8 protein-coding genes, 1 tRNA gene and 1 pseudogene are annotated in these 12,510 nt (G+C 51.8%); 3 read left to right on the top strand and 7 right to left on the bottom strand.

Features of this window, described 5'->3' with window-relative positions; all coding sequences use genetic code 11:
• The 6 genes and pseudogenes from H9S92_RS15300 to H9S92_RS15275 all read right to left on the bottom strand — a co-directional run.
• A pseudogene (locus H9S92_RS15300) lies at positions 1-247 on the bottom strand (transposase); the annotation flags it as partial.
• Between the two features lie 96 nt (positions 248-343).
• Positions 344-1,732 carry an ATP-binding protein gene (locus H9S92_RS15295; protein WP_187467566.1) on the bottom strand — a complete coding sequence of 463 codons (1,389 nt, stop codon included), beginning with the start codon at positions 1,730-1,732 and terminating at the stop codon, positions 344-346.
• 4 nt (positions 1,733-1,736) lie between these two features.
• Positions 1,737-2,783, bottom strand: coding sequence for a DNA cytosine methyltransferase (locus tag H9S92_RS15290; RefSeq protein WP_187467565.1), 1,047 nt, complete (start codon positions 2,781-2,783; stop codon positions 1,737-1,739).
• A gap of 152 nt (positions 2,784-2,935) precedes the next feature.
• Positions 2,936-4,150 (bottom strand): HEPN domain-containing protein, encoded by a 1,215-nt coding sequence (locus H9S92_RS15285; RefSeq protein ID WP_187467564.1) that lies wholly within the window; start codon positions 4,148-4,150, stop codon positions 2,936-2,938.
• A gap of 754 nt (positions 4,151-4,904) precedes the next feature.
• A tRNA-Asp gene (locus H9S92_RS15280) sits at positions 4,905-4,978 on the bottom strand.
• 285 nt (positions 4,979-5,263) lie between these two features.
• A complete protein-coding gene (locus H9S92_RS15275; RefSeq protein ID WP_187467563.1) occupies positions 5,264-6,355 on the bottom strand; it encodes an XdhC family protein in 1,092 nt (363 codons plus the stop codon).
• 283 nt (positions 6,356-6,638) lie between these two features.
• Here H9S92_RS15275 and H9S92_RS15270 point away from each other — a divergent pair, with 283 nt between their 5' ends.
• From H9S92_RS15270 to H9S92_RS15260, 3 genes are all read left to right on the top strand, one after another.
• The gene (locus tag H9S92_RS15270; protein WP_187467562.1) at positions 6,639-7,886 is read left to right on the top strand and encodes a dicarboxylate/amino acid:cation symporter; all 1,248 of its coding nucleotides are present in this window, start codon (positions 6,639-6,641) and stop codon (positions 7,884-7,886) included.
• A gap of 222 nt (positions 7,887-8,108) precedes the next feature.
• Entirely contained in the window at positions 8,109-9,215 is a 1,107-nt protein-coding gene (locus H9S92_RS15265; protein WP_187467561.1) for a DUF2911 domain-containing protein, read from the top strand.
• Positions 9,216-9,651: 436 nt separating this feature from the next.
• Complete coding sequence (locus H9S92_RS15260; RefSeq protein WP_187467560.1) at positions 9,652-11,034, top strand: RtcB family protein; 1,383 nt, start codon at positions 9,652-9,654, stop codon at positions 11,032-11,034.
• Between the two features lie 171 nt (positions 11,035-11,205).
• Here H9S92_RS15260 and H9S92_RS15255 read toward each other — a convergent pair whose 3' ends face one another.
• Entirely contained in the window at positions 11,206-12,462 is a 1,257-nt protein-coding gene (locus tag H9S92_RS15255) for an arginine deiminase family protein (RefSeq protein ID WP_187467559.1), read from the bottom strand.
• Between the last annotated feature and the right edge of the window lie 48 nt (positions 12,463-12,510).

Below are 12,510 nucleotides of genomic sequence, written 5' to 3'. Positions count from 1 at the left end.
ACTTACCACTTTTAGTGATGTAGCAGGGGTCGAAAGCAATAACCCTGTCTTTACTCAGATGTTGCTTGACTAGGAGCAAGTTGAGTTGAAAAAAATCAAAAGATCTAGCGAAATTGTGCCGAAACGTACTCTCGTCGCGTTCGTCGTAGCGGGCAAGGTGAGTGAAGTTGTAGCGGCCGTGGATACACAGCCACAAGTCGAACAAGTCAAGTAAAAAATCTCGTTGCCAGACGCCAATGTCATCCATTTGCTGTATAATTGTGCGAGCGAGGGCGCGAGTCTTCGTAGGACAAGTCATAGCTTGGTGTGTTTGGTAACTTCCAAGATATGTACTTGTCCGTTTTCATCCAAACTGGCCCATTTTTAGCCTAAAATCACTACGGACCATTGTTAATAAAGAAATAATCTGACTAGTATTATCGGGATCTGCTTCATCCATAGATGCAGCCATTTCCTTGAACGATTCGAATTGAAAAGAGTCTTTCACATAGGAAACAAGTTCCGCCGCTTTGTTAACATTTAATCCTTGTGTCTCTATTATTTTTGATACAAGGCTGTTAGCAAGTTTTCTTTCCAATCTTGGTAAGGCTCCAACCCAGACATCTACATCAATACCAGTAGCTTCCTTTATTTTTTCTAGTTTTTTTGCTTTCTGTTCTGTTCGGTGCTTATTATATACTTTTGGTATTAACTCGTTGAGGAATTTACGTAGATCAACAGCTTCGTCATTCTCCCAATGAAGTGATTTTCTGTTCGTTGAAATAACATCTTCACCCCACTCATCGATAAAAGATACATCTAGGATTCCCGTAATATACTTATACCCAAAACTTGTGGCTTTTACATCATAAAACTCATGCTCATTGACAAGCTTACCTCTTGAAAACAAAGCGACTCCTTCCATCGAACTAGGCACAGTATCAATCCCAGCAATAATAATGCCTTTTATTTGATTAGCATACTTATATTCAGGCAGATCCAATCCCTCTGGATTAGGAAAAGTCCAAGAGAATTCACTATTTATATTTTCGTATTTTAAATTATTAGAAATTGCGATCTTATGTTCATCCTTGCCATTGTAAGCTTCTATGAGCACTTCAAAGTCAGGCTCATCAAATACCGAGAATTTCTTTGCTAAGTTGTAGGCGATGTTATCAGCGTCAAAATCACTTTTTCGCTTAAGATTAGTCAACTTAATTTTTGTGCCAGAGCCCTCGCCAGTAAAAACATCCTTCTCAATGATTTTAGGTTTATATGGCTTCTTTTCTTTACCCGCAAGCAGAAGGTCCGCCCAATTGAGTTGAAAAACATTTCTTAATCCCTCACGAGTAGTATGAACTTCAATATTTTTAGATATTCCAAAAAATGATAGTTTTCCGATGCCTTTTTTCCCAACTACTAATCTTTTTCCTGATTCCGACATTTGTCCCGTTTCCGTAACTCGCCGATTTCTTCCTATTCTAAGAAAATTTTCATTGATTTGATTAAAAGTCATGCCGTGACCATCATCTTCGATTTCTATAGATTTTTCTTCGCCATCATTTCTAAGCTGGACAACCACATTTGCAGCATCAGCATCATAGGAATTTGACACTAACTCAGCAATTACTGGCGGCAAGGTTGAATACATTTTAATTCCTAGGTGCTCAATCGTATTAGGATCAAACTCCATTTGAAGTTCTGCCCCATTCAGATCTTCTTCCTCTTTAATATCTAACGATGAATTGCTCATACTATTAATTGTTATGTACCTCTTTAATGTAGTTTCCAAAGAAGGTAGCTAGTTTTGGCGGTACAGCGTTCCCGATGATTTTTGCCGATAGCGCTAGTGATCCAGAATCAAATTTATATGTTTGAGGAAAAGTCTGTAGAATTGCTCCTTCTCTGACCGTGAGCCCTCGGTTTTCTTCTGGATGAGCAAATCGTCCGTTAGAAATACTTAGGAATTTGGTAGTTATTGTAGGGCTTGGTTTATCCCAAAACATTCTTCCATACACATCCCTGAAGTAATTATCTTTTCCACGATAAGCATTAATTTGCAACTCATCGTCATCCTTCCACGCCATTCGATTTCCTCCATCTTTTGGAGTTAGTTTAAGTCTTTCAATATTTTTCTCTGACAAATTCAAGCAAGAAATAGCCTTTGGCGACAGGTCTACACTTCCTGAGCTGATATTTTTAAAAATATTTTGTCCCCCAATAGCAGACCTGACCGTAACTATTCCCTTTCCGTCCGATTTCTTCACGGTAATTTTTTTTGTTCTGCTGGCAATTAGAATGAATCTTTTCCTGCTTTGTGGAATGCTATAGTTTTTCGCATTAATGACCTTGAAATCGTACTTATATTTCATCCGATCTAAAAGTGTCAAAAAAACTGAGAGCGGGGAATCCTTTCTGTTGAGAATTCCAGGAACATTTTCGAGTAAAATATACCCGGGTAGGTAGTATTCGACAAATTGTCCGAAGTCATCCAGCAAGTTTTTACTTTTTTCAGATTTAGACTTGTTGGTATTTAGGAGTGTCCAAAATTGGCAGGGCGTACAACCTACTAGGATTAAGTTTCTTTGTCGTCGTCGAATTTTGACGTGCTTTTGAAGATCTTTAGGTTGCATCTTACTCACATCAATATTAATAAACTTGGACAAAGGATTGTTGGCAGTATAGGTTTGTCTGCAACTTTCGTCAAAATCTATCCCAGCCAGAACATCGATTCCTGCATTCCGAAGGCCGTAGGTCATACCTCCGCCTCCACAAAAAAAATCTATAGCGACTAAATTCTTCACAATCAGTTAAGTAGTTGGTTAAACTGTTCTCTTTTACGGAGTAATTTGCAATTCAATGCTCAAACAGTATAGAGTAAGGAGTATAGATCTAAAATTTTTATTATTCATTCTCCAATATTATTGTAAGTACATTTTTATTTCTCCTGCAAAACTTAGGGTTCGCTACTGCTCAAATTACAAATTTCTTTGCTTATTAACTCTATTATTTCATGGATTGATTGATTATATCTAAGCAAAGTATCATCTTTTGGTGTCAGGTTCGAATTACCTATTAAATGTTTTCTGGTTAAAAAAACAGCGTTAACTTCCTTTCCTGAAGGGAAGCCAAGCCTTTTAGGAACCGTGTCGCCTTTAGCAATTCTTTCAACGGCATGTTCAATCTCATCCTCATTTAAATCACCCCTTAGATGCAAATATTCTAGCAATTTACTCCTAAGTAAGTCATAGCCCTCAAAAAATTCAGTCACCACTTCACTTGTATTTTTTGCTAAGTTTTCTGCAACTCCTTCGACCTCAGTCTTTGGTATCTCAACATTTTTAACAATTCCAATTGCGTCATTAATAATCGTATTTATTTCGTTGCAGAGAGTAGAAACTTCATTATAATCATTTTTGGAAAAAAAATTGTTATGTGCAATTAGGCACCTTAGTTCATAAAGGCGGCTCCACTTTTTTTCAAATTCTTGGTCTTCACAATCAACCGATGAATTAAAATATCTTTTCCAATTTGACCGTGGAATATAGTCTGTAAGATCGTTAAATTTGATATCCTCTCGCACATTATTTATGTGTTTATATAGTTCTTGGTGTCCTTTTTTTGAATAAGGTTTAAATAAGAATTCACTAAGTTGAATAAAATCAGCCTTATGTAAAATATTAAGGCTGGCTGTTCTATTATTTATTTTAGTATTTGAAATTGATGACCTAAAATCTTCTGGCAGGTTCTCATCTGTCCAATTTTGTCCTACCGTCTCCACCATAAATTTATAAATTAGCTTACGAAGTAAATTCTCAGATTTCCATATTTCAGGATAAGCTCGTTCTGAATAGTAAAGTGATATATCGTCCCAAAGGACACTGACGGATAATGCTATCTTTAAAATTAAAGACCTAACCAATTTCAAGAAACATGAAAAAATTTCAATATCCTCTTTTTTTCTCGTATTAAAGGAAACAGTATAGACAATCTGATTTCTATTTGACACTAGATGATCTTTAACGTCTATGTCAAAGGTTGAATTTTCAAACTCAATAGAATTGTCTTTGATCGTAATTTTTTCATTCAGTTGAAGAAGAGCTTTCAAGCTATCAATCGAAGTGCAAACATCACCTGTTTGATCTATAACAATTTGATATTCGACTTTCATAAATATTATTTTATTGAGCGTACTTGAAAAATTTTACGGACACACACCCCAGTCATTCCCCTATCCCAAATCTGGAGCCACCTCCAGATTGTTCTTCATCACCTCCAACTCCAGCACTTGCACGCGCTGCCACAGAAGCTTATTCATCAGCGCCAGCTGCTCATCCGTAACTTGGGCTACTTCTACCTTGTAACTGCATGTACGACCTTGTTTCCCTACTGAGTCGAAGAGGAGAAGTTGTCGTCAACTGTTACGTTAAACAGCCTGCCAAGAGCGACTAACGTTTCCATCTCTGGTTCGTTAGCCATGTTTGGGTACCTACCAACCTGCTGCGGAGAGATTTTTTAGCTCTCTCGATAGAGCAGATCGATTCTACCACATTTTCTTCAGTAAGTAGCTGAGGTTCTCAAAGAAATACATTAACGAAAAGGGGTATGTGATGAAGGTGTAATGATTTGAGTTGAAGATTTATCCGCAAAGAGTTTCGAAATGGTGATCAATGCCTACGTTCTTGTCTTGGAATCGATAACACTAAGCCCAAAAGTAATCTTTTAGCGCAGAAAAAGAAATCTTAGGTAGCAAATTTTTACACTTGGGATAGGGAGAAAGGAATGCTTTTAGGGTAGAAAACTTCTAAAGGTGGGTGGTGCTCTCCTTTTTATCCTTGGCCCGCCGATCAATTGGCGGCCTGAAGACCGGCTGGTAGAACTGGCCACAAACGCAAAAAGCCGCTCCCGAAGGAGCGGCTTTTAAGCGGTCTGGACGGGACTCGAACCCGCGACCTCCGCCGTGACAGGGCGGCATTCTAACCAACTGAACTACCAAACCAATAGTTTCTTATTTACAACACTAAAAATTTGGTGGTCCTCGAACCCGTCCCGCAGGCTTGCGGGATGACAGGGCGGCATACTAACCAACTGAACTACCAAACCAAGTAGTGTTGCACAAGGGGTAAAGCACCGCGTTTCGGTACCCGTTTTCCCAAATGCTGGGCAAATATACAGGCGTCCGGCTGAATAGTGCAAGCCCCGGGCCAAAAAGAATTTGTCCAGACGGGCCAAAGTTGAACTAGGAGCTTGAAAATCAGGGAGAAAAATTTTTCCGCTCCCCGCGCTATTCCCGCTCGTGGACGGGCCCCGACCGCTCCCGCAAGGCACCCCCGGTGCGCCCGCGCAAGACCATGACCACCTCCGCGACGAGGCTGGCGGCAATCTCGGCGGGGGATTCGGCCCCGATGTCGAGCCCCACCGGAGCGTACAAGCGCGGGTAGGCCAGAAGATCCAGCTCGGGCATCTCTTCCGCCATTTTCTCCACCCGCTTCCGGGGGCCGAGCAAGCCCAGGTAGGCGGGCTGGAGCGGCAGGAAGTGGACCACCATCTTTTTGTCCCATTCGTAATCGTGCGACATCAGCACCACGGCCGTCGCCGCATCCACCCCCACGCTGCCGACCTGCGCGTAGTCGACCAGCGTATCCGCCAATTCCTGCATCCGGGGCGTGAATTTGCGGCGCGCGCCCACCAGCGTCGTGCGCCACCCCAGCTGCCGGGCGGCGGCCAGGGCCGGCGGGATGTCGTAGTTGGTGCCCGTCAGGATGAGGTGTACCTCCGGCGCAACCACTTCACAGAGTAAATGGTGGGGCGTCTCGGCGTCGGCTGGCAGGGCGACGACGCGGCTCCGGTTGCTCCGCAGGATCGCGTTGGCCGTTTCCGACAACATCTCGGGCGGCAGGCCCAACGCCGCCGCCAACTGGGGCAGTTCTTCGCTGCGGTACACCCGGGGAGAAAGGGCGGCCGACTGCCGCAGCACCCGCACCAGCAGTTGCGGACTACGGGTCGCCACCAAGCCCCGCAAAATTTCTACCTCGTTGTGGGGATCCGCGTAGGAGAGCGGAATGAAAAGCACGGCAATGCGCCCATTGCAACCCAGTCCGATGCCAATGACGGCGTCTTCGCCATCGAGCGTGTCATAAACGTGAATGGAGGGCGCACTCGCCAGAATCGCCCGGCTGGCCCGCCGCAGCGCGTCCCCTTCCAGGCAACCCCCGCTGATGCCCCCGGCGAACTGTCCGTTGGCCCCCACCAACAGCCGCGCGCCAATGCGGCGGTAGGAAGAGCCCTCTACTTCCACCACTACGGCTAGGGCACAGGCGGTGTTGCTGGCCTTTAAGTGGTCGTAGTGCGCAATGATTTGGCGTATTTCTTGCATTGTGGGTCCCAAGGTAACACCGCCCACAAAATTTCCCTCCCAGACACTTACCTTCACTCCTTTCTACCCTTCATCCTTTACTCCTTTCCCCCTTTACTCCCTTATTCCTTCCCTCATTTGCTACGCAGTACCCCAGGCTCACGCATTAGCTACGCTGCTGCCTACGGCGGTCACTAAATCACTCAGTCTCGCCTATCTCGTGCGGTAGCCCATTAGCTTCGCTGCTGCCTACGGCGGTCACGCATTCACGCATTCACCCATTCACGCATTCACCCATTCACTCATGCCCCTCCACTTCCGCATCCTCCTCGGCATCCTCCTCGGGGCCACCCTCGGTTGGCTCGCCAGCCAGTTCAGCGGCGGACCGGAGTTCATCCGCGACTGGATAAAACCGGTGGGCGACATCTTCATCCGCCTCCTCAAGTTGATCGCCGTACCGCTCATTTTCGTCTCCCTCACCAAAGGCATCAGCGATTTGAGCGACCTCAGCACCCTCTCCCGCCTGGGACTGCGGACCATCGCCTGGTACCTCGCTACGACGGTTTTTGCCGTGCTGCTCGGGCTGCTGCTGGTCAATTTCTTCCGGCCGGGCAGCTACGTGGGGGCCGACACCGTTGCCGCCCTCGCCGAACAACTGCCTACGGACAGCGGACCCGCCGCCGCGCCGCCAGCTGCTGCCGGACCCCTCGATTTTTTCGTCCGCCTGGTACCGCAAAATCTCTTCGAAGCCCTGAGCCAAAACGGCTCCCTGCTGCAAGTCATCTTCTTCACCCTCTTTTTCAGCATCTGTTTGCTCTCCATCCCCGCCGCCCAGCGCGAGCCGGTCATTAAGCTGGTGGACGCCCTCAACGCCGTACTACTGAAAATGGTGGATGCCATCATCAAAATCTCTCCCTTCGCGGTGGTGGCCCTCATGGCGGCCCTCTTCGCGGAAATCCCCGACGCGGGCATTCTTCGGGCCCTGCTCAGCTACGCACTGGTGTTGGTGCTGGGCATGGCCATCCTGCTCATGCTCTATCCGCTGCTGACGCGCGTGTTCGCGGGGATGCCCGTGGGACGATTTGTCCGGGGCATTTTACCCGCCCAATTGGTCGCCTTTTCCACCAGTTCCAGCATGGCTACGCTGCCCGTCACCATGGAAGTCGTCGAAGGCAACCTGGGCGTGGAAAGCGAAGTCGTCAGTTTCGTGTGCCCCATCGGCGCGACCGTCAATATGGACGCCACCAGCCTGATGCAGGCCATCGCCACCGTTTTCGTTTGCCAGGTCCTGGGCCACGAACTGGCTTGGAACGACCAACTGATCATCGTCCTCACCGCCTCGATGGCCTCCATTGGCGCGGCGGGAGCACCGAGCGCGGGCATCGTCATGCTGGTCATCGTCCTGGAATCCGTCGGCTTTCCCAGCGAACGCCTGCCGCTGGCGCTGGCCATGATTTTGGCCGTTGACCGCCCGCTGGATATGTGCCGCACCGTCGTCAACATCACCGGAGACGCCTGCGTAGCGGTCTTGGTAGGTAAGCAAAGAGGGTAGGGGACTAAGCTGGCGTTCCTACCTGAAACTTCGGTTTATTACTCAGCCTGGAATCCTCCCTTGCTCCTTGTCCTGACTCCCCCCTTCGGGGGGTTGGGGGGGAGCACCTGCGGCCGCGCCCAAAATGTTCCAACCCAAAAAATCCCGCATTTGTCCCCAAACGGCAATTCGTATACCACACTTGTAGTATTTTCGCCCCGCAAACCAAAAAAATCCAACGCAATGAGAACCAATTACCTACTGTTGTGCTGCTGCCTCCTGCTGGCCGCCTGCACCACCCTGAGCGCCCAGGAAGTGAAATTTGGCGACCTGGACGCCAGCTCCATGGACGCCGCCCACTACCCCGAAAATTCCGCTTACCTCAACTACCTGGACGCCAACGACCCCGAGCGGGAACGGAAAATCAAGGTCTTCTACGGCCGCCCCAAAAAGAAAGGCCGCGAGGTATTCGGTGGCCTCGAACCCTGGGGTAAAGACTGGCGACTGGGCGCCAACGAAGCCACCGAAGTGACCTTTTACCAGGCCGTGGAAATCGGCGGCACCTACGTTCCGGCTGGCACCTACACCATGTTCGCCCAGCTCTACCCCAACCAGTGGATCATCAAGATTTCCAGCGAGCGCTTCATCGGCGGAGCCGAAAACCGCGACATCAGCAAAGACCTCGTTGCCGTTGCCATCCCCACCGAAACGGTGAGCACGCCACGGGAGATTTTCACCATCGGCTTCCAGAAAATCGACGACAACAACGTCCACATGGTCTACGCCTGGGACCGCACCCGCGCCGCCCTGCCCATCAACCTGAACCCCGCCGTGCTGGCCAATGACATGGACGACGCCAGCCCCATGGACCTGGTGCAGCACCCCAACATGAGCCGCCTGCGCAACTACTTGAAAGCCGAAGAACTGGCCGCCAACGAGCCCCAGGTCCGCGTCATCTACAGCCGCCCCAAGGCGAAAGGCCGCAAAGTGTTCGGCGAAATGCTCCCCTACGGCAAAATGTGGCGCCTCGGAGCCAACGAAACCACGGAAATCACCTTCTTCAAGGACGTCGTCATCGGCGGCAAAGAGATCCGCGCGGGCCGCTACGGCCTCTTCGCCAAGGTCAACGAAGGCAGCTGGGATTTCATCATCCACCGCAACGTGCAATCCTGGGGCGAGGCCAACCACGACGAGAAGGACAACGTCGTAACCGTCACCGCCAAAACGGAGAAAACCCCGGAGATGGTCGAAGCCCTCTCCATGACCTTCGTGGAAAAAGGCGACGTTCTCGAACTGGTCGTCGGCTGGGAAAACACGATGGCCCGCCTGCCCATCAAGGTGAAGAAGTAACGCACAAAAAGCCAAGTAAGCCCCGCCCGGATTACCCCGGTGCGGGGCTTTTTTTGTCCGGAGGGGAACTGTTTTTTTCGGAGCGGGTTGCTTAACGGCGCGGTTAGCTCAGTTTGGGCGCGGCCGCAGGTGCCAGGAACGGGACAAAGGAGCGAGGCGAGGTAAAGCGCATAATGTCGCTCACTGCTTTCAGGGTCGAGCAAATGCGCAGTCTCGGTGGGGCCGGGCTGGGGTGCTATGGCGTTGGCCCTAGGCGCTGCGTGCGGTGAAAAAGCGAATTATTCGCCGCAAAAATGCGGTGAATGTGTTTTTATTTGCTTGAAAAAAATTGCGTTACCGGGATAGCAAATAGCGTAAATCCGCCCCGGGGGAACTTATTTTTCAAGGGAAGAGTTTATAACCAACCTGCTAACCTTACAACTTGAAGACCCCGAGTATGATCACCGGAAAAACCCTTACTGAATTGGGCTACCGACCTGGAAAATGGTTCGCCGCTGCCATCGAGCACGCCAACGCCGCCGGGCTGAGCGGCACCGACCTGACGGATTTCCTCGACCGCCACCAACCCACCATCATCGATCCCTACCCCGCAGCACTGCCCTTCCACCGCAACCTCCGCGCCGAAACCCCCGAAGAAGCCGCCAACGTTGCCGACGTCATGGCCACCATGGAAACCCTGATGCGCACGCCTACCCTCGTCGGCGGAGCCGTTATGCCCGACGCGTGTCCTACCGGCCCTAAGGGACAAATTCCCGTCGGCGGCGTCGTAGTAGCCAAAAACGCCATCCACCCCGCCATGCACAGTGCCGACATTTGTTGCTCCGTCATGATGACCAACCTGGGCCAGGTGGACCCCACCGCCGTCCTCAACGCCGCGATGGGCATCACCCACTTCGGGGGCGGCGGACGGCCCCGCCACGCCGAGTTTCCCCTGCCCACCGAGCTCCGCGAAAAGCTGGCGGCTAACGCCTTCCTCGACGACAAAGACAGCCGCCAACTGGCCAGCGCCCACCTCGGTACCCAGGGCGACGGCAACCACTTCCTGTTCGTCGGTCGCTCCGCCGCCACGGGAGATACCGTCATGGTCACCCACCATGGCTCCCGCGGCCTGGGCGCCCACCTCTACAAGCGCGGCATGCAGGTCGCCGAAGCCTTCCGCAAAGACCTCTCCCCCGCCACCCCCAGCTACAACGCCTGGATTCCCTACACCGACCCCAGCGGCCGGGCCTACTGGGAAGCCCTCCAGCTGGTACGCGAATGGACCAAACTGAACCACACCCTGCTGCACGACCGCACCGTTGCGGCAGTCAACAGCGAGGTGAAAGACCGGTTTTGGAACGAACACAACTTCGTATTCAAAGACGAGGACCTGTTCTACCACGCCAAGGGTGCTACCCCGCTGGATAGCAAGTTCGTCCCCGACGCTGCCGACGGTCGCCGCCTCATCCCCCTGAACATGGCCGAGCCCGTCTTGATCGTCGAGGGGGCCACCACTCCTACGAACCTCGGATTCGCACCCCACGGGGCCGGCCGCAACGTGAGCCGCTCCGCCCACAAGCGCGCCCAGGGCAACCGCACGGTCGAAGCCATCTTCGCCAAGGAAACGGCCGGCCTCGACGTCCGCTTCTACTCCGGCGTCATCGATATTTCTGAGCTGCCCTCCGCCTACAAAAGCGCCCAGATGGTCCAGGACCAGATGAGCGAATTTGGCTTGGGGACGGTCCTCGATCGCATCATGCCCTACGGCTGCATCATGGCCGGCGACTGGCAGGCAAACGCCCCCTGGCGCAAGGGCAAACGGCAGAAAGGACGGCGTTAGAGGCTGATTAAGGTAGGTTGAGCCCTGGCAATAATCCCAGCTAATTGGTCTTTAACGGCCCTTAGAAGGTAGTTCGGTAGTTCCGTAGTATTGTAGTTTTGTAGTTCGGTAGTGGACAATACCCCGCTACCGAATTACGAGACTACCGAACTACCCCCAAACTGACCATAATCACCCCCGCTCAATCGGGCAAGTCATGCAGTGGCTGCCCCCGCGCCCCCGGCTCAGCTCGCCGCTGGGCAGGGTGATGATGGTCTTGTGGACGGTCTCGGGGCGGAGGCCTTCGTTGTCAATTTGCTCGATCAGGCGGACGGCCCCGACGACGGTATAACCAGCGGCCTCCAGGGTCTGAGCAGTGACGGGATTACGGTCGTAGGTAATGGCAATGCCCGGGCCGAGGGCCACCAGGTTGCAGCCGTCCGTCCACTGCTCCCTTTCCTGGAAAGGACTTTTGCCGCCGCCGGAGGGAAGGAAACGGGCCAGGGGGTCGATCTCCGCCAGGATGCATTCCTTCAGGCTGGAGTAGCTGCTGCTTTGGCCGTTGGCGCGCCAGACTTCCACCCCGGCGGGTCTTCCTCCTTCGCAGACGATGGGCGCGTAGCAGACGTAGTCGTGCTCGTCAATCTGGGTGAAGATCGTGTCCAGGTGCATGAAGCTCCGCTCGGCGGGGACACTGACGCGCACGACGTTTTTTACCACCCCGCGGGCGAACAGGACATCCGCCAGGCAGCGCAGCGAGTAGTTGCTGGAGCGTTCGGACTCGCCAATGAGCAGGTAATCCCTGTTGAGCAGCATCACGTCGCCGCCCTCGATGCAGACCTTCTCAGCCAAACGACTGGGCGGGAAGAGTTCGACGTTGTTGAGGTTGATGACGCGGTCGGCCTCCCAGAGTTCCTTGAAATAAGGGTGGGCGAAGATGACCAGGCGCGTCAGGAAGTTCTCCCGGCTCCGGGCCAGCTTGGCCGCCTTGGTGATGAGGAGGTAGTCGTTGATCGTCACGGCGATGTCGCGCGTGAAGATGAAGTTGGGGATGGGGTCAAACAGACGGCTGTCTTCGGTGGGCAGGTAGCCGGTGATGAGCACTTCGGTCAGCTCCCTTGGCGAGAGGGCCAGCAGGCGTTCGACGTACACGACGGGCAATTCTTCCCAGCTGACGATCATCTCCAGCATCTCCCGCGTCGCCGAAGGGGATTCGGCAATGGCCTGCGTCAAAAGATCAGCGATTTCGAGCACCCCCGCCGGCCCCAGAAAACGGCGCAGCAGGGTAGTGAACACATCGTGCTCCTGCTGCATCTTGGGCAGGTAGACAATGTCGTCAAACAACAACTCTTCCGCCCGCTGGGGCGTGATGGTGGCCGTACCCGCATCGGGCCGGTGGATGAGCACCCTGCGTAAGGGGGCAATTTCGGAGTGTACTTGGATGGGCAAAGGACGGTAATTTGGTCAGGGCAATCACGGTTGGGCGAAGATAGGGCA

This window comes from Neolewinella lacunae (assembly GCF_014349155.1).
Lineage (GTDB): Bacteria > Bacteroidota > Bacteroidia > Chitinophagales > Saprospiraceae > Neolewinella > Neolewinella lacunae.
Note: the sequence above shows the minus strand (reverse complement) of the source record. Positions and strands in the feature narration are given on the sequence as shown.

Bases quoted from the DNA above. Each gene is read 5' to 3' on its own strand.
- H9S92_RS15285 (WP_187467564.1), bottom strand. From the start codon at position 4,150: ATGAAAGTCGAATATCAAATTGTTATAGATCAAACAGGTGATGTTTGC.
- H9S92_RS15275 (WP_187467563.1), bottom strand. From the start codon at position 6,355: ATGCAAGAAATACGCCAAATCATTGCGCACTACGACCACTTAAAGGCC.
- H9S92_RS15265 (WP_187467561.1), top strand. From the start codon at position 8,109: ATGAGAACCAATTACCTACTGTTGTGCTGCTGCCTCCTGCTGGCCGCC.
- H9S92_RS15295 (WP_187467566.1), bottom strand. From the start codon at position 1,732: ATGAGCAATTCATCGTTAGATATTAAAGAGGAAGAAGATCTGAATGGG.
- H9S92_RS15270 (WP_187467562.1), top strand. From the start codon at position 6,639: ATGCCCCTCCACTTCCGCATCCTCCTCGGCATCCTCCTCGGGGCCACC.
- H9S92_RS15260 (WP_187467560.1), top strand. From the start codon at position 9,652: ATGATCACCGGAAAAACCCTTACTGAATTGGGCTACCGACCTGGAAAA.